This window comes from Stenotrophomonas nitritireducens (assembly GCF_001700965.1).
GTDB classification, from domain to species: Bacteria; Pseudomonadota; Gammaproteobacteria; order Xanthomonadales; family Xanthomonadaceae; genus Stenotrophomonas; species Stenotrophomonas nitritireducens_A.
The window spans coordinates 4327351-4346797 of record NZ_CP016756.1 but is presented as its reverse complement, the minus strand read 5'-3'; the positions used below and the strand labels follow the sequence as shown (position 1 = coordinate 4346797).

The window sequence follows — 19447 nt, the reverse complement described above, 5'->3', positions numbered from 1 at the left end:
GCCTGTCGATATGGACGTCCCGAGCTCCTCGTTGTCTGTCGCACTCGCGGCGCTTTCACATCGCGACCGCCTGATCAAACTGCAGGCCCCACATGAGGGGCTGGTGGTTGAGCGCTTCGAGGGCCAGGAGGCCCTGTGCGGCGACATGCGGCTGCAGATCGACTGCCTCTGCACCGACGCCTATCTACAGACCGACAACTGGCTGGAACAGCCACTGACGCTGCAACTGCAGCTCGCTGACGGCTCACAGCGGCAATGGCACGGGCTGTGCACCGATGTTGCTCAGCTTGGCAGCGATGGCGGCCTGGCGCGTTACCAGCTTGCACTTGAACCCTGGACCGCACTGCTGAGGCTGCGCCGCAACGCGGTGATCTTCCAGGCGCTGGATGTCCGCGCCATCTGCACGCAGATCTTTGACGACTACCCGCAGGCCGACTACCGCTTCGATGTTGAAGCGGCGCTGCCGCAACGCGAGATCACCACCCAATACCGCGAGACCGACTGGGAGTTCGTGACCCGCCTGCTGGCCGAAAGCGGCCTTGCCTGGCGCATCGAACAGGCGCAGGACGGCGATGGCGCGCACACCCTGGTGGTTTTTGAACCCGAAGCCGAGCTGCCCGACATCGGCAGCATTCGCTTCCATCGCATTGCCGCCAGTGAATCCAGTGACGGCATCACACACTTCGGCGAACAGCGTCAGCTTGTCCCCAACAGCAGCACGGTTGCCAGCTGGCACAGTGAAAAACTCAACGCCATCGCCGCACAAGCCAGCGCGGAAGGCAGTGACGTTCCACTGGAAGTGTATGTGCAGCCGCGCGCGGGCCGCTTCAATGACAACCGCTGGGCGCAGGACGAGGCACAGGCGCGACTAGACGCCCTGCAGGTTGCGCAGCGGCTGCATGGCGGAAGCAGCAGTGAACGCCGCATGGCCGCAGGCACACGGTTCACGCTCAGCCAGCACCCACAACACGAAGGCGGCCAGTTCCAGATCCTGGTAGTCGCCCACGCGGCGGTCAACAATCTCGACAGTGGCATCGCCGAACTGCTTGGCAACAGCGAGCTGGAACGCGGCAGCTACCGCAACCAGTTTCTGGCCACCGATGGCAGCGTTCCCGTCCGCGCCCTGCCACATGACCGCCCTTCCCTGCACGGCCCGCAGACGGCGCGCGTGGTTGGCGTGGCCGATGCCGCGCTCAGCCCGAACAGGGAACATCAGGTCCGTGTCCAGTTCGCCTGGCAGCGCGGCAGCGCGCCCAACTCGGGCGGCCTGAGTGAAACCGGCAGCGCGCAGGCCGGCCACGCACCGGGTGACCATACCAGCGGCAGCTGGGTATCCGTTGCCGAATGGGTGGCAGGCCCCAACTGGGGAACCGCCTTCCTGCCGCGCATTGGCAGCGAAGTGCTGGTGGAGTTCCTGCACGGCGATATCGATCAACCGCGCATCACCGGCCAGCTCTATAACGGCAATGTTGCGCCGCCGTTTGGTGGCGGCATCGATGAAGACGCCAAGCACCCGGGTGTGCTCAGCGGCCTGCATACACAGGCCCACGACGGCAGTGGCACCCAGCAATGGGTAATCGACGACACGCCTGGCCAGCTGCGCACGCGCCTGCACAGTTCATTGGCTGATAGCCGGCTTGAGCTTGGCTATCTCATACAGCATCAGGACACCGCACGCGGCGCGCTACGCGGCGAAGGCTTCGAACTGGCCACCCAGGGCTGGAGCAATGTGCACGCGGCCGAAGGTCTGCTGTTGTCAGCCAGTACACAGGAACGTGCCACCTCCACGGTGATGGATAATGCCGAGGTGGTTGCACAGCTCAAGGGCGCCGAGCGCAGCCTGGAGCAGATGCAACAGACCCTGCAGCAACAGCAGGTGCCCGGCCTCAAGGCATGGCAGCAGACCGGTCAATTGCGGCAGCAGATCGACCCGGCCGCGGACGGCCGCTTCCAGGCGGTGGTCAACGGCCAATCCCAGTTCAAGCCCAGCGATGGCCGCACGCCTGGAGATCAGCCGGTTGAGCGCTTTGCCAAGCCGCTATTGCTCGCTGAAGCACCAAACCACATTGCCTGGACCACACCTGCAAGCGCGATTGCGTTCGCCGGGCAGAACCTGCAACTGACCGTACAACAGGACCTGCATGCCAGCAGCGGCGAAACCATTGCTGCGGTTTCCGGCGGTCAGGTTTCACTGTTTGCGCAGGGTGGCCCGGTGCGGCTGATTGCCGCCAATGGTCCGGTCAGCCTGCAGGCCAACGACGGTGAACTGGAACTGCTGGCCGACCAAGCCGTGACCGTCACCGCCACCGACGCGCGCATTGATGTGCTCGCAAAGAGCAAGGTGGTGCTGCAGGCAGGCAGCAGTGCGATCACCCTGGAAGGCGGCGACATCACTTTCAGCTGCCCGGGCGAGTTCAAGGTCAAGGCCGGCGAGCACCCGTTCATGGCTGGCAGCAGTTCTTCGCCCAGGCTGCCGCCGCTGCCCGCGTTCAAGATCAAGCCCGATCCTGCGCGCAAGATAGAAAGCACGTTCGCCTACGACCAGTTGCGCAGCGCCGCCGAAAAATCGACACCGATCGAATTCGTGATGATGATGGCGCCGACGTTCGGCTTCGACGTGCCAGCACGAACCTATATGAAGCTGCAGGAAGCGCTGAAGAACGGTAGCTTCCCGCCGCCCAAGCATGAAGTACTCAGCGGCGGGCCCTACCCCGCCGACTACGACAATGCCAAGCGCCTGATCCGCGTGCACGCTTCAGCCGCCGACCAGGCCTCAACCTCGATTGAAGCCTCGCGTGAGCTGCTTGCCGTGCTTCTACATGAATTCGGCCACCACGTCGATAATGTCCTGCGCAACGATCTCGCTGAAAAAGGCGCCGACGGCAAGCCGACCATTGCTACCGACAGCGCGCAGGAAGAAGGCACGGGCATGGCTTATCGCTTTGCCTTCTTCGATCTGGAAGGCACGCACAAGACAACCTACGCCAACTACACCTCGCCGGAGTTCAGCGGGCCGCTGAAAGTCAATTACGCCGAAGTGCAGGCGGCACTGCGCCAACAAGGCCCGGTTGCCCAGGAGAGCAACAAGACACAGGACGGGCGCTACGAAGGATTCAGCGCCGGCGATGGGCAGAACCACGCCAAGAACCCTGGCCAGTCATTCGGGCACCGCTCGATCGAAGCCGTTCTTGGCAGGGCGGGTTTCAGCCGCAGCGATCTTGCCGCCATCTACTTCGGCAACTGGCTGCGTGACTATTCCCAGCTGCTTGATCCAAAGATTGTCCGCCCGCCGAACATGCCCAAGGATCTGGGCAAGTACATCTCGCGCGAGGCACTGACCAAGATTGTCGACATTCTCGCCGGCGGCGAGTTCCATGAGCTGCGCTATCGCGATAAAGCCCACTATGAAGTGACACCCGCTCGTTTGGGTGTCTATCGGCCCAGCGAACACATCGACAATCCTAAAAACCTGAAGCCGGACCCCGCAGACCCCAAGACGGTCGACAAGGATTTCGAACCTTGGGTCACTGCCAACAGCCCGTTGCTTGGCGTGGACAAAGCGACATCGATGAAGCGCTACATCGCCAGTTCCAGTGCCTTCATGGCATCGGAGCTGAAGCAGGCGATTTCGCTGGGACGTACTGCCGACGGCATGCGTCACTTCGGCTCCGCGCTGCATGTGCTGGAAGACTATTTCGCCCACTCCAACTTCTGCGAGCTGAGCCTGCGCAAGATCGGGCACAACAATGTTCTTCTGTGGACATCGGCGGCCGATTGCAAGCACAAGTACCCGGTAGTGACCGGCATGTTCGGCTCTACCGATGTGATTGCCAGCTTGGCCGAGCCCATTGCCCACAAGCTTTTCAGCGTGGAAAGCTGGGAATTCAAGGCCAGCAAGCCAGGTGAGCGCTCGGACAGCGAAAAGATCATGCTCGTCCTGCTTTCCGAGCAGAGCGATCAACGCTATTACACCGGCTTCCAGAACTTCCTGAAGCTGCGCGACCGCATGCTCAGCATACCCGGCCACGAATATCTGGAACGCGCGGGCTGGATCGCTTCGGCCCCGATGCGTCTGGTGCTGAACAGTTACAACCTTGTCTATCAGCAATTGCTTTTGCTGATCGGCAACAGCGTCGACGATGCCCAGACCATGTTCGATTCCGACCCGAACAAGAGCGGCTCAACCGACCCCAGCCATTCGCAGCTGGCAAAGGATCACGACGTCCATCCGCTGCATACGCTCGCGGCCAAACTTGCACAGCAAGCGGTGACCGAGGTGGGCAAGGCGATGCTTGCCCGCTGGAACGGAAACGGGCAATGCGATCCGGTGAAGATCGCCCAGGACTACCTGGTCCATCCCTACGACAGCAGCTGGCAATGCCCGCATGTATCGGCCTGGGCCAAGGACCATGCCGCCAACATCCGCAGGGCCGCGTCGGCGACCGAGATCGAACATTTGCACGAAGAGCATGGCAAGGACGCACTCGAGGGCATTCGCCGCGTCGGCCGCTATGGCACCGACAGCTGGGATTACATCACCAAGTTCTATGAAGATCTCTTCGGCGAGAAGAACCAGGTCAAAGGGAGCGGCAAGAAGTGAACAAGTGCTTATTGGCGGCAACGCTGTTCGGGATGATGCTGATCGGCTGCGATGTCAGCTCATCGCGGGCGGAGTCGGCGTCGGCTGCCGCCGCCGATGTGGCCGTCAAAGAGAAGCCATTCCTCGAGACAACACCTACGGGCCTGATCTACCAAGGCAAGGTACTGAATCTTGGCGCGCCAATGAACGAATGGGTAACAGTGCTTGGCGCCGACTATCGAAGCACCCAACCCAATCCCAGCCTCACGGTTCTGGTATGGGACAAACTCGGCATTCGTGTATACCCCGACAACGCCAAGAACCCCAGCGCCAGCATCGTCACCATTGTCCTCAACCATATGGACAACGAAGCGGCTGGCTTTGAAGTAGCTGCGCCCGGCACCGAACTGGAGCCCCTGCGCACCTACGATCAGTCCCTGTCCTTGCAGGGGTTGCCGATCACCAACAGTACAACGGTACGCGACCTGCGCGCAGCCGGCGGTGATGCCTGGGATTTCAGCTGCACCAAAGGTGTCGCCACCTGTTTCACACACCGGACTGACCTTGCACCGGACCAACTATCCATCGCCTTCGCGGTCGATGGCCGCATTGAAGACAGTGTGATCTACACGTTGGAACTGCAGCTGGCAGATAAGCGATAACCACGCAATCGGCGTTGGCAAATCGCTGGGGAGTCGCCACTTCATCATGCCGACAAAACGCTCGACGGCAGCTTAGGAACTGAACACCTTTTACCAAGGTGGCGCCAACGACTGGCCATGGAAACAGGTACACCTGCACCCACCCCTTCTTCACCCTCTCTAGTGCATCAATGCTGCGGACAGCGATTCAAAAGGCAGCAGGCGTCTACGGCCTCAATCCCAGAAGTCACTTTTGGTATACGACGTAATTTCTTCGAAACCCATGCCTTGCAAACCAGCATCTTTGTCGACTCCCCGTATTTCAATGCCAGGCTAAATTAGAGGTTTCCGGTTCGTGGTACTGGCGGAATTCGGCTGGCGTCAGCCCGCCGAGGCTGTCGTGAGGTATGTCGGTGTTGTAATCGGCCAACCACTGCTCTGCCTGTTCGCGTACTTCTCCGAGATTGCGGAAGACGTGCATATCCAGCACGCCACGTCGGAAGCTGCCATTAAAGCGTTCGATAAAGCCGTTCTGCATCGGCCGTCCTGGCTCGATGAAATCCAGCGCGATGTTCTTGCGCTCGGCCCATTCCGCCAACGCCAAGGCGATGAATTCGGGGCCATTGTCTAGGCGGAGCTTTGCGGGATAGCCGCACCACGCCGCAATTCGCTCCAAAGTGCGGATGACTCGCGTAGCCGGCAAATTCAGATCAACTTCGATGGCCAAAGCCTCGCGGCTGAAATCGCCGATTACGTTGAATGTCCGGAAGCGTCGTCCATCCCAGAGCGCGTCGGACATGAAGTCGATCGACCAACTGCCGTTGATCTGCTCGCCGGCCACCAACGGCATCGGGTGCCGGTTTGGAAGACGCTTCTTTCCTCGCCGACGCTGATTGAGCTTCATCAGGCAGTACACACGCCGGACACGCTTGTGAGTCCAAACCAAACCGCGGCGACGAATCAGTAGAAACAGCTTGCCGAAGCCGCGCTCCGGAAAACGCTCAGAGAGCTCGGCCAATAACGCGATCACATCTTCGTCCCGATCCGGTCGATGGCGGTAGCGTGCCGTCGACCGTGACATCCCAATCGCTGCACAGGCCCGGCGTTCGCTCCAGCCGTGGCGGTCCTGCAGCCAGGCCAAGAGCGGGCGCTTATGCGCCGGGTCTAAAGCTTTTTGCAATCAGATCCTTCAGCGCATGATTCTCCATCGCCAGGTCAGCATACATCCGCTTGAGCTTTGCGTGCTCGGCTTCAACGTCGCGCAACCGCTGCACGTCCGAAGCTTCCATGCCGTCGTACTTGGACTTCCAGACGTAGTAAGTCGCATCGGAAATGCCAAGCTCACGGCAGACATCCTTGACCTGCCTTCCAGCCTCAACTTGCTTCAACGTCGTAACGATCTGACTCTCGGTAAATTTGCTCTTGCGCATCGGTGGTCTCCTTGGGGCTAGTTTGCCCGGAGACCTCTAAGAATGCCTGGATCAAGTTTACGGGCAGGCGACACTTAGGCGAGCTTCTTTTGCAAGCATTAACCACACCCTCTAGGGAAGGCCTGAACAACTCCGTCCCCACGCGGTGACATCCAAGATTTCGGCCCAACTACTGTTTCGTCGATCAAAAAACTTACAAAGCGTGCAGGCAAGTAAACTTCTTTCCAGCGACACGCTTGGCGAATTGTTCAGACCTTCCTTAGCCCTTTAATGATCCTCACTGCCGAAGAGAGGCTGTATTGCTGCTGCGAGAAATCGTACGACCGTCCACCAGCAGGAGAGAGATTTAGATAAAATCCGCGCTGCTGCACATCAGGGATTTTCGTGCTCACCACAAAAGAATCTCCAATCAGCGTCGGATATCGCAAAAAGAACTCCGCAATTCTCCCGCGACCTTTAGAAGATATTTTGGACTCGGGATCAACCAAGGATTCAATTTCAACTTGGAACATCTCCACGCCCGACTGCACTAGCGCGTCCATATGCGCAGTTCGGTCAAGCAGAGAAATGTCATCTTTTAGTAGAAAAAGTCCATTGGCAATTTTTCGAACATCCAATGCAGCCAACGCATTCAACTGGGCACGACTTGACTCTATCTTTTCTGGATCCACAACCGTGAATTCGAGGTAGCTTGGCTTCAATTCTTCAAGCAGCTCTCGACAGAACCCGATATCTTCCACTCCGCTGGAGGGATAGATTGCGTGCTCACAACTCAGTAGAACCTTTAGATTCTTGTATTGTTCGACATCCAATTCATTCGCGGAACCGCGTCGCGACAAGACATACCCCGCCATATCGATTTCGCCGAGCTTGGCAGATTCCGCAGCCGTACTTATTTGATTAACCTTTATCACTTCAACCCCTACATGCTTTAAATGAATTCTTCCAACTACCACTCTCCTGCCTACGACCCAGCTCGCTAAGTGTCGCCTTGATTGCATCAGCACCACCGCGCTTCTCGGCCGTCCTTAGCATCCGGTATATCATCTTGTCATTTATAGGGCTGTGAATATGCTTTCCTGCATGATAAGTGCCCGCAGACCTCGCTGCTGCCCTCCCCGGATGGCCACTCTGTGCAACTTGAGACCCAGCAGTCCCCCAAAGCCTTGCACCGTTCTCTGCAATCTCCACGTCCAGCCCATTCCGAATCAAGAGATCCCTAGAAAGGGCCGCATATTTACTTGGATTGTTCTGCTGAACTATATGATGGGCCGTCTGACCGGACAGCAAGGGCCGACCAGAAGATGTCAAATTCTTCGACAACTGATAGGTGCTTGAAAGGCCTAGCGGGTCAACCCAACCCAACGTATTCAAGCCATATGCATAAAGATTGGATCCGCCCGATAGCCCAATCGGATCCTGGCCCACATAACTTGCCAAGCCCGGATCAAAATACCGGTGTACATTGTACGCAAACCCTGTCTCAGTATCGAGGTACTGGCCCTGATACAGAAAATTTAGCGCCGCAAGCGGCTCTCCGAGTGACTCTCCCAAAGGGTCCAGCATGCGAAAAATCTCACCGTTCGGGTCGGCCTGTACAAAGTAAACCGAAGGACATTGCTCGCCAAAGCGCGCACCCTGCGGGGCAGAATTGTTCCGAACAATCTCCTCTTGGCACATCCTTTCGCGCAATCGCCCTTCCGATAGGGCCACCTCGACAGAGGCATGCTGTAGCGTTGTTTCTTTTCCGGCCAAGCTAGCACTCACCCCAAGTCTCCCGCCACCTGATATACCACCTAAGTTTGTGGTGGCACCTGAATGAACATCCGATGCGGAAGATTCATCGATCCTATTCCTCACGGAAGGAAGTGGAAGACAGGCGGCCTCCTCCCCCTCTATCTTTTGCCCCCCAGCATCGGGGAACGGAAGGTTCCCAGTGCCTGATCCGGTGATCAATGCCAGCGGAACAAATGTCTCTGGGTAGTACAAGTACTCCCGAGCGCGCTCATACAACGCCGCCAACTTCTTCTGCCGCGCCTTGACCTCAACCAAGTTCGCAACATTCCCCACCCATACCGCCGCGGCCTCCTCCGCGTCATTCGCCTGCTGCACTTCACCCAACAACGCATCGCCGTCCCAGAAGAACCATGTCGTCTGCGTCGGGTTGCGCTTGAACACTCTTCGGCCAAGCGGGTCGTAGCCATAGTGCGTGGCTTGTCCATTTCGCCGGCTTTCGGCCAAGCGGTGATTGGCATCCCAGATCAGGGTCAGATCGTCAGGAGCGTCGCCGTGCGGTGCGCCTTTGCGTATCAGGTCGCCCGCCCGGTCAAAGACGTAGTGCACGCCTTGATAGGTACCTTCGCGCGTCCAGGTGACCAGCTCATCGTTGTCGCCGCCCATCACTTTCCGTGCCTGCACCTGCTTGATCTCTGTGCGCAGGCGGTCGCCCGCTGGGTCATTGAAGAAGCGTTCTATCTTGCCCTTCGGGTCGGTGTGCTGCAGTAGCCGACCAATGGCGTCGTAGCGGTATTCGTCCACGCCCTGCCCGCTGTCACTGCGTCGGGTCAGGTTGCCGCTGCGGTCATAGTCGTAACGGGTTTCAAACAGCGGCGCGGCGTCCTTCAGGATCGATTGCGAGGTCAGCAGGTTGCGGCTGTCATAGCTGAAGTTGCGCTGCAGATGCGGGCTCAGGGTCTCCTGCGTGGTCCGCCCCAAGGCATCGCGCTGCATCAGAATGGGCGACTCATCGTTGATCGCTATCGACACTGCCTGATCACGCAGGTCGTAACCGATGGCCAGATGATTACCGGCCGAGGTGTCTCGTGACACCCGGTTGCCCACCTCGTCGTAGCCATAGCTGACGCGGAAGCCATCCTGCAGCTCTTCCAACAGCTGCCCGGCTGGGTCGTAGCGGCGCTTTACCGTACGTGAGGGATTGCGCATTTCCAGCAACTGACCGAGCTTGTCGTAGACGAAATACTCCTGTAGCTGCTGCCCCGGATGGCGCAGATCCGGCAGCGTCTTGCGGGTAATCCGCCCCATCTTGTCGGTGTTGAAGGCTATCTTCTGGCCAAGCGGATCGATGGTAGCGGTCAAGCGCCCGGCTGCGTCATAGCTATAGCGTCGTGCCTGGCCCCAATAGTCGACTTCCTCGATGATGCGACCAAGCGGGTCACGCACCAGCTGATAGGTTTCACCGCGCTGATTGATGACGGCGATCAGCTGCTCTTCGCTGTCATAGCGGTATTCCACCGCATGACCATCGGCCTGCAGACGGCGTCCGATCTGGCCTATGCCGACATATTCCAGCCGGGTTTGCGCGCCGGCTTCGTCGGTGTAGCGGACAAGCTGATCTTCCGCGTCGTACTCGCAGCGCACGCCTGTACCATCGGGCGTCAGTGTTGCCAGCAAGCGGCCCTTGGCGTCGTATTCATAGCGACTGACCTGGCCCAGCGGATCTACCTGCCGCAGCAGATTGCCCAGTGCATCCTGCTCGTAGCGACTCTCATGCCCGAGCGCGTCGATCACTGCTGCGACAAGACCGTGACGGTCGTAGCGCAGCTGCGTGACTGCCTGCCGCGCATTGGTCTGCGCGAGCAGTTGCCCGCTGGCGTCATAGTCATAACGCGTGGTGGCCGCCAATGGGTCGGTCTGCACGACCATCAATCCACGCCCATCGTAGGCCTGCTGCCAGGTGGCGCCATCCGGTGAGCGCAGCGCGACCATGTTGTCGTGGTCGTCGTACTCCATCTGCAAGCTGCTGCCATCTGCCCGCGTCAGGCAGCACAGGTTGCCGTGTGCGTCATACGCAAACCCGGTACGCAGGCCTTCCGGGTCGGTTACCGCCACCGTGCGGCCGAAGTCGTCGTACTCGAAGAAAGTGACGCCGTCGAGCGGATCAATCTCGCACAGTGGTAGCTGATTCTCGTCGAACTTGATCACGCTCAGGTGGCCCAGCGAATCGGTCACGCGGGTCTCGCGCAGCAGCGTGTCGTACTCGAAGTGGTAGTCGTACAGGCCTCCGTCGCCCCAGGAGTGCACTACCCGCCCCTGCGCATCAAAGGTGTAATAGAACGACAGGCCAACCCGGTCCGTATGCTGCACCAATCGGTGCTGCGCATAGGAAAACGTGCGCGCGGCACCTAGCGGGTCAACCGCAGCGGCCAGATCGCCTTCATTGCTGTAGCGGTAGCTCACCAAGGGGTGCACAAGCCCGGTAGCTGGGTCGTGCAGGGCCATGCGCTCTATACGGCCGTGCCGCGCATCCACATCGATGAAGCGCCCGTGCAGACCATCGACACCGCTTTCAACAATACGAACCAGGTGGCCGTCGTTACGCTCGAAGCGCCAGTAATTACCACTGGCATCTTCGATGCGCTGCAGGGCCAGGCTGCCATGTGCCGGCAACGGGGCAATCCCTGCCGGCAGATCGCTGCCGAACACATACTCCAACCCGCCCTTGAAACGCACCTGCAATTGCCCGCGCTGGCGCAGCAAGCGTGCACCATCGACGAAATCCAGTATCGCGGCGGCTTCACCGTCAACCGGCGGCAGCTCGGGGAAGAAGGCGACCTGCCCCGGCCCGGACATCCATACCGAACCATCGGCCAACACTTCCAGCATGATGTCGGCAGGCGTCTGCCAGCCCATGCCACAGGCGCCGCCGCGCTCGGCTTGAGCGGAGCTGTAACTGCGTTGCCAGACAAACGGCAGGCGACCGGGAATTTCGAAGTCCTGGTGGCTGACCACCACGCTGCCGTCACGGGTATCCACCGGCTCTGCGCGCAGGATCTTGCACTTCAGTGTCCCCGAGGGCAGATGCCCCCACTTGCCTTGCCGCCACACCTTGAAGGCATCCATCTTGCCTTGGAAGAACTTGCTCTTGCGCAGTTTTCCAAGTCCGGCAAAGGCTGCACGGAACGCCATCGCCGTCCACGAAATCGTCGGAGGGCCGCCCACCGTCACGCTGCTCGGAATGGCGACATTCAGGCCGGTCGGCAGCGACATTGCCCGCAACGGCTTCTTGGGTTTCTTCACCCGGAACGGGTTGATCATGCCGGCCAGGTTGCAATCCAGCACCGGCATGGCCAAGCGCGAGAACGGCTCGCCATCGGCCGATACCGTGCGGCTGCCCATGAAGATTTCTTCGCCGTCGAACTGTGGGCCCATCGGCGCGGCCAGCGGCGGCGCCCACACGCCCAAGGGAATATGCACATCCAGGCCGCCGGTACCGGCGGTGGCGCGATGCACACCGTTGACCTTGATGGTCGAACCGATGAACGGAATGTAGTCGAATGGATCCAGCACCAGCCCGATATGCGGCGTGGGCAGCGGGCTGGGCGGCACCGCATACATATGGATATCGATACCCAACTGCGGATCAAGATGTTTGGCAGCGATGCTCATGGCAACACTCCTTGTTGCTTAGATGGCGCGCAACAGCGCACGCAGAAAGGCTTTGACCTCATCGCGATAGTCGGCACTGATCCACGCCACCACGATGATTCCAATCACGATGGCCACAGCCATCACCGCTGTTTTCCTGCTCGGCGTCATGCCAGTGCCGCTCCTGCCGTTGTTGAGGATGTAGTACGCGCTACGCTTGCTGCCTGCAGCAGTTCGGAGGGATCCGGAAGGGGTTGCATTGCGGGCGGCTCGCTCCATACCGGAATCTCGTGATCCAATGGATGTTCAATGGCAGGAATACCGTTCCAGGCCGGATCGAGAAAATCGCGGCCCACGGCGACGATCTTGCGGAAGAATTCGTCGCCGGCCTGGATCAGCCGCTCGCGCTCCTGCTGCGCGCGATGGAAGCCCTGCTCCAGCGCGGTATCCAACTGCCGCTCGATGGCATCGAGCGCCGATCGTGCAGGCCGCGGCCCCAGTGCCATGGCACTGCTCTCAGCATCACCGAATACACGCGTGCTGGCTTGCACATACTCCGCTGCGACGTCCAGCAACTTCTGGCAACGACGTGCGTCCTGCAAAAGCAACAGATCCCACAGCGCCTGCGGCAGCGTTGTGGTTTTGCGGTCCGCCGGCGACAAGGGCTTGGCAATGCGAATGGCTTCCAGCAACTGCGTGCGTGCCACTTCCCGGTTGCCGGCCTGCAGCTGGCACCAGCCGGCCATGCGCTGCCCTTCCAGTTGGAACATGGGATGCGGAATGCTCGCCGCCGAAGCCGATGCCTGCAGATAGGTCTGTGCGGCGCGCTCTGGCTGTTTGGCGGTCAACCAGCAGCCCGCTTCGCCAAACCAACTCTGCATGACCAGATCCGCGCCGGCGGCGTTTCCGCCCAGCCTTGCGCTCTCCGCTGCGGTGCGTGCGCCGCGGTAGGCGGTGATGGCCTGCGCGTGGTCACCGTGCTTGAGCCAGGCACCGGCCACCATCATCTGCACCACCGACTGCTGGTCGTGCCAACCATTGCGTGTGGCAAGGGCCTGCGCACGTTCGGCACGTGTTACCACCTGCGCAGGGCTGCCACGCTCGATCAGCAACATCAGGTCGGCAAGCAGCTGCCGGTACAACACTTCTGGTCCGCGCCCCGAGGATTGCGCTGCGGTGTCACGCGCAATGCCGAACATGTCGACGTCTGCGCCAATCAACGCGGCCACGCCTGCATGTTTTTCCAACAAGGGCTGCCAGCGTGGATCTTCCTGGGTGTCTACCAATACCAAGCGCAAGTTCGCGTTCGGGCCAGCATTCAATGCGGCCGAGACCCAACGCTCAAAGCCATCGCCGGGCACATAGCGCTCGGGCTCCAGCACCGCCGCCATCAAGCGCAGATGCGCGCCGTGATGTTCGGCGAAGCTCTCCAGCACCTCGATCACACCTGCGGCGGAATCCGGATGGGTTTCGTTGGGTCCACGCCAGCCCAGCGTCACGCCCTGCTCGCGCAGTTCATCCTGGCTGCCGAGGTAACGCTCCAGCAGATCCTGCTTGATCTGCCGGCTGTAGCGGAAGCCGAGCTCGTAGCGAGTATCGATACGCAGGAAGTAATCCGGCGTATCACGGCCTTCATCATGCCGCTGCATCTCGAAGAAGGCCGCCAACAGACGACTGGCATTTGCCGGCAAGCGCCATATCAGCAGTCGCCGGGAGGGATCGGAACTTGCCTGCAGCCAAGCCTCGCGCAAGGTAGCGAGGCCGCGCAACATGGGGGTGTCCTGCATGCTGAATCTCCGTTCTGCTTAGCAGTTGAGTTTGATCTCGCTGCCGTTGACCGAGACTCCGCTGGCGTTGATCACCACTTCCGAACCGCCGGCGCTGATCTTGATTTCGCCTGCAGTGATTTCGATGGCCGAGGATTCCCCCACAGCTGCAATCAATTTCGCCGCAGACGCCAGGGTCATCTCGCCAGTGGAGAACTGCGAGTGGGTTTCAGTAACGCCCTGCTCGAACGCCCCCTCCACGCCGATCGTGCGTGAACCCTTGTTGGCATCCTCGACCGCGCCAGTCACGCCGCGCTTGTCCAGGCCGGTGATGGTGGTCTCGCGCCCGGCAAGATATTCCTCGGTCACCTTCCCCTGCACCTGCTCCGTCGAAGTCGAGGTGATGGTCTGCTTCCACGTACCGGTGCGCTGGCTGATGTAGTTGCCGGTCAACGTGGTAGTGAACGGGCCGGTGATGGTTTCGGTATAACCGGCAGCAAGAATGGTCTTGGTCTGACCGGTGTGATACGTCTCGGCAACGGCGCCGGTGACATCGGTTGTGCGCGTCCCGGTCACGGTAGAGGTATCGGTGCCAGTGACGGTGATCCCACGGTTGCCGGTGATGCCGATGGTCTGGTTGCCGCCCACGGTCATGCCGTGGTCAACCGTCACACTTGTGGTTTTGTTGTTGAGGATGCTCGCAGTCTGGTCATTGAGCACAGTGGTGACCATGTCGCGCTGCGCGCGCATGTTCAGCAGCTCGCCGCCGGCGCCGTCGTGCATGGTCACTTCGTTCCAACCCGCGCCCTTCACCGTCTTCGATTTCAGGCCGCTGACTTCCATGCCGAAGGGCGGCATGTTCTGTTCGTTGTAGACGCGGCCGGTGATGATCGGCCGGTCCGGGTCACCATCGAGGAAATCGACGATCACCTCCTGGCCGATACGCGGCGGCGACACGCCACCCATGTCGGCACCTGCCCAGGGGCTGGCGCTGCGGATCCAGCACGAGGCGTTTTCGCGCCGATCCAGCTTGCGGTCCCAGTGGAACTGCACCTTCACCCGGCCATAGGCATCGGCGTGCAGTTCTTCACCTGGCGGACCAACCACGGTAGCCGTCTGCGGCCCCGGCATGCGCGGCCAAGGAGTCTGCCGCAATGGGCGGAACGGAATGCGCCGCCGTAATACCTGCGCCTGCATCTCCACGCTGGGCGACTCGGCGCTGGAGAAATCGCTGGCGAAGTTATTGTGTCCTTCGCGCTGCATCGACACCACGAAGAACTCGCGGTCTACCTCGTCTCGGCCGATGAAATCCGGGTGCCGCTCCAGGCTGAAACAGGCGCCGGCCTGCAGCTCGCCGGCGTTGCCGGCGCATTCAAACAACTTGGTCGGCCAGCTGACTTCCTCATTACGCACCGCCGCCAAGGCCTCGCCGACACGGCTGTTGGCGAAACGCGCTGCGCCGTCGTAGCGGTACTGTTCCAATGGCGGCAACAGGCCCATCGGCACCTGATTGCCCTGGTTGCCATCGAGCTGCTGCTTGGGCTGCTTGAAGTCGAAGCTGCGCAATGTCTGCGCGCTGGGCCCTACCCTGCGTCGTGCGCCCCAACGGTGCAGGCCGGTACGTGCCAAGGTGCCCTGATCGGAGACATAGGCAACTGCGCCCGGCTCACCGTGCACCACGCTGAGCGTGGAGTCATCGCTGATGACCAGCGTATGCCCATCGTCGTCATGGACGAAGCTGTAATACAGGCCCGCGTCTTCCAGCAGGCGGCTGACGAAGGCGAAATCCGATTCGTTGTACTGCACGCAGTACGACAGCGGCTGCAGCTTGCCGGTATTGAGATCGTAGCGGTAGCGCGCCAACTGCTCGTAGCCGGCAAAGACCTCCTCGATGATTTCCAGAACGTTCTTGTCCTGGAAGATGCGGCAATTGCTGGTGTAATCGAGGAAGGCAAACCAGGGCGCCACTTCGGCCCGATAGCTGTTGAACTGCGCCTGTTGCCCGGTGCTGGCGAACTCGCGCACATAGCCATGCACGCTGCGCCCACCGAACTCATCGCCGAGCAACAAGCGCAGCGGCTGACCAACCAGTTGCTTCAACTCCAGCCGTGACTGGGTCGACAACAACTCGATGTGATAGAGGAATGGCGCGGAAACCGCTTCGTTGCCGTTGAAACGTTTGACCAGGAATGTTTCCGGGGCAAGCGCAGTTTCAATACGGACCAGGCGGCGATCTTGATGCAGGCGTTGCAAGCCGCCTGCTGCTGAAAGTGATTCGGCGAACATCGGGCGTTCCATCGTCCCATGCAGTATCGAGAACCCGACTGTGCCATTGCTTTATGAAACGCGCCAGTTTTCTGACACCCGTATCGGGGGATCAAAGGCTGAATTCGTAGGAAAGTATTAGTCGAGGGCGAGCTTCATCACGTGGCCCTAACGCAATCACGGCGTGCACATGTTGTGAACTGCGCAAACCCTGTGTGTCGCTGCCTTCCAATCCGTGATTGTTGTCTGGACATTCGAAACCCGTCTTTAGCGATGTAGATCACACAAAGCTGCGGGTGAATCCAGCTGGCGAAGTCAGTCTCGCGCTACTGAAAACGCACCTGTAGAAGGTGGCTCTAATGTAGCCCGGGTAAGCGCAGCGCACCCGGGAGCAGGAATCCGGAGTTCTTTCGGGTTACCCGCTAATGGCCCCGGGTGCGCTTTGCTTACCCGGGCTGCGGGCTGAAGGCGCACCTGTAGAAGGCGGCTCTACTGTAGCCCGGGTAAGCCCAGCGCACCCGGGAGCACGAATCCAGAACGTGATGATGGATCTGCGGTGAGGCCCTTGCCGAGCATGGCTCGGCACTACAGGCGGTGCGTGCAGGACTGTAGCCCGGGTAAGCCCAGCGCGCACCCGGGAGCACGAATCCAGAACGTGATGATGGATCTGCGGTGAGGCCCCCGCCGAGCATGGCTCGGCACTACAGGTGATGCGTGCAGCCGCTGCTCTCCAGGTCAAACGGAGGCGCAGTGCTCGACGATCAGCTGGATGGCCTTGCCGCCGCGGTAGTCATCACTCACCAGGCGGTAAGCAACCTGCACATGTTGCGCCGGTGCCGCGCCGGTCCAGCCGCTGAAATGGATCGCGTTGATTCGCGCGGTACTGCCCTGCTGGCGCAGCACCAGCTTCAGATGGCGCTCCTTGAGTACGCGCCACTCAAGCACCTCGAACTCACCGTCAAACAGCGGCTCGGCGAAGCCCTGCCCCCAGGGGCCGGCCAAACGCAGTGCTTCGGCGTGCTGGAAGTCCAGCTCGGCGGGCGACAACTCGCCATCGCTGAGCAGCTGCTGCTGCAGCAAGGCCGGGTCCAGGCTGCGTTGTACCTGCTGCGCGAACACCTGCTTGAACGCATCCAGATTCGCCAGCGGCAGGCTGAGCCCTGCGGCCATCGCATGGCCGCCAAACTTTTCCATCAGCCCGGGATGATTGGCATTGATCGCCGCCAATGCATCACGGATATGGAAACCACTGATCGAGCGCGCCGACCCCCGCAATGCATCGCCACCCGGCTCAGCTGGCGCAAATGCAATCACCGGCCGATGCAGGCGGTCCTTCATTTTCGACGCCACCAGGCCAACCACACCCGGATGCCATTCGGCGTCGAACAGGCAAGCCGCCACCGGCCGCTGCATATCGTCATCCAGCAAAGCACGCGCGACGGCCTTCTCGGCGTCGTCGGTCATGATCTGCTGTACGGCGCGGCGCTCGGCGTTGATCTCCTCCAGCAAGGTGGCGATATGCCGTGCGTGTGCCGGGTCTTCCGTGAGCAGCAGCTCGATACCCAACGCCATGTCTTGCAGGCGACCGGCAGCGTTGAGCCGCGGCGCGACCGCATAGCCGATGTCACTGGCGCTGAGCCTGCGCACATCGCGACCGCTCACCTCGATCAGGGCCTGCAAACCGACACTGGCCTTGCCCGCGCGCAGGCGGCGCAAACCGGCGGATACCAGGGCGCGGTTGTTGTCGTCCAGTGCAACCAGATCGGCCACGGTGCCTACCGCCACCAGGTCCAGCAAGCTCAGCAGATCGGGCTCCGGCTGGGTGCCGAATACCCCCTGCTCGCGCAGATGCCGGCGCAGCGCCATCAACACATAGAAAATGACGCCTACGCCCGCCAGCGCCTTGCTCGGGAATGCATCGCCGTCCACATTCGGATCAACAATCGCATCGGCCGGCGGCAGCTGTTCGCCCGGCAGGTGATGGTCGGTAACCAGTACCTGCCAGCCCAATGCCTTGGCGGCGCGCACGCCCGCAAGGCAGGCAATGCCGTGATCCACCGTCACCAGCAGATCCGGCTTCAACACCGCCAACTCTTCCACCAGCGATGGCGACAGGCCGTAACCGTGCACCATCCTGTTCGGCACCGCATGTACCACGTCGCGTGCGCCCAGCATGCGCAGGCCGCGCACCCCTACCGCACACGCGGTGGCACCGTCACAATCGAAATCGCCGACGATCAGGATGCGTTTGTCGTTGGCGATCGCGTCGGCCAACAACGCAACTGCAGTCTGCATGCCACCCAACAACTCCGGCGCATGCAACTGCGCCAGACGCGGCTGTGCCTGTTCGGGCGTGGTTGCGCCGCGTGCGGCATAGATGCGGCGCAACAGTGGCAGGGTTTCATCGCCCCAACCATCGCTAGCAACGGCGTCACGGCGAACGACCCTCAAATTCTCACTCATCCGCCAGCGTCACTATCGGTTTTTTCCAGAAGCACCAACGCTGCCCGCGGCTGAGGCGGTAGCCGGTGCCATCCTCGAAATCGAGCTGCAGTTCGCTGAGTTCGCCACGCGCCAGGGCATCAAGCAATGGCGTGATGGCATCGTTGGCCAGTTGCTGCAACGAGCGCAGCTGGCGCAGGTCAACCAACGCGTCCACGCTCTGCTCGCCGCCCAGCCGCACACCAGCCAGTGCGGCCAAGCCCTGTACCAGGGCATCACGGCTACGCACCTGCGCATGTGCGGTATGCACCGATTGCGGCAGGCTGCCCGCTCCCCAGAACCACAGGGAATTCACTGCACGTTGGCCTTGCGCCACACGCTGCTCGTTCCATGGATGCTGGTGCAACACCACCTGCGCCTCGGTCAACAGGCTGCGCCATTGGCGCCCGTTCTCACCATCGGGCAGATGCGCGAACAGATCGTCGCCCAGCACCGCATCGGGCTCGGCAAACGTTGGCAACGGGGTGTCATCAGGCAGGCGCAGGTACCAGCGCGCCGGCGTGGGTGCATCGAGCTGGTAGCCGAAGCCAGCAAACAGTGGCTGCAATGCCGGCAGCAAGGCATCAACGTCAGCCTGTTCCAGGCGCAGGGTTTCCGCTGCAGCCATCAGCCGCGCGCCCTGCATGTCCGGTGCGATATTGGCCGGATCGGCGCGCAGCCAGAAGCCGCCGGCGGCATCGCCGGCATCGGTCTGGCGGGTCAAGGCAGCCGCCGACCAGTCGGCCGGCTGCACGCTGAAGTGACGGCGCAGCTGCGCCGATTCACCGGCCACACCGAGCGTACGCTCGGCACGGCCCAGGGCCGCGGCCACCTGTGCCGGCAGTTCGCCTGCCGGAAAGCGGCTGCGCGCGGGCAGCAGCAGTGTGGCCTTGGCCATCG

At 61.0% G+C, this 19447-nt stretch carries 9 protein-coding genes; 2 read left to right on the top strand and 7 right to left on the bottom strand.

The genetic code is table 11. The annotated features are described in order from the left end of the window. Positions 1–10 precede the first annotated feature (10 nt). Positions 11–4600 carry a type VI secretion system tip protein TssI/VgrG gene (tssI, locus tag BCV67_RS19815; RefSeq protein WP_082746549.1) on the top strand — a complete coding sequence of 1530 codons (4590 nt, stop codon included), beginning with the start codon at positions 11–13 and terminating at the stop codon, positions 4598–4600. Continuing rightward, on the top strand, positions 4597–5241 hold the full coding sequence (locus BCV67_RS18510; RefSeq protein WP_156455810.1) for a hypothetical protein: 645 nt from the start codon (positions 4597–4599) through the stop codon (positions 5239–5241). The genes tssI and BCV67_RS18510 overlap by 4 nt, the downstream gene beginning before the upstream one ends. A gap of 301 nt (positions 5242–5542) precedes the next feature. Here the strand turns inward: BCV67_RS18510 and BCV67_RS19810 are convergent. The 7 genes from BCV67_RS19810 to BCV67_RS18470 form a co-directional block, all read right to left on the bottom strand. Next, positions 5543–6650, bottom strand: a protein-coding gene (locus tag BCV67_RS19810; RefSeq protein WP_156455811.1) for an IS3 family transposase whose coding sequence is annotated in 2 segments (ribosomal slippage) — positions 5543–6395 and positions 6394–6650 — 1110 coding nt in all. Because the reading frame shifts where the segments join, the coding sequence is not laid out codon by codon here. A gap of 248 nt (positions 6651–6898) precedes the next feature. Then, positions 6899–7564 (bottom strand): hypothetical protein, encoded by a 666-nt coding sequence (locus tag BCV67_RS18495; protein ID WP_062167682.1) that lies wholly within the window; start codon positions 7562–7564, stop codon positions 6899–6901. A gap of 1 nt (position 7565) precedes the next feature. Then, positions 7566–12056: an RHS repeat-associated core domain-containing protein gene (locus BCV67_RS18490; protein WP_172837763.1), complete on the bottom strand. Its 4491-nt coding sequence runs from the start codon at positions 12054–12056 to the stop codon at positions 7566–7568. 146 nt (positions 12057–12202) lie between these two features. Continuing rightward, positions 12203–13822 carry a hypothetical protein gene (locus BCV67_RS18485; RefSeq protein ID WP_062167683.1) on the bottom strand — a complete coding sequence of 540 codons (1620 nt, stop codon included), beginning with the start codon at positions 13820–13822 and terminating at the stop codon, positions 12203–12205. Positions 13823–13840: 18 nt separating this feature from the next. After that, a complete protein-coding gene (locus tag BCV67_RS18480; RefSeq protein WP_062171566.1) occupies positions 13841–16087 on the bottom strand; it encodes a type VI secretion system Vgr family protein in 2247 nt (748 codons plus the stop codon). 714 nt (positions 16088–16801) lie between these two features. Next, positions 16802–18529, bottom strand: a complete 1728-nt coding sequence (gene recJ / locus BCV67_RS18475; RefSeq protein ID WP_062167684.1) for a single-stranded-DNA-specific exonuclease RecJ — start codon at positions 18527–18529, stop codon at positions 16802–16804. Next, the gene (locus BCV67_RS18470) at positions 18522–19445 is read right to left on the bottom strand and encodes a hypothetical protein (protein ID WP_062167686.1); all 924 of its coding nucleotides are present in this window, start codon (positions 19443–19445) and stop codon (positions 18522–18524) included. Before BCV67_RS18470 ends, recJ begins: the two co-directional genes overlap by 8 nt. Positions 19446–19447 lie beyond the last annotated feature (2 nt).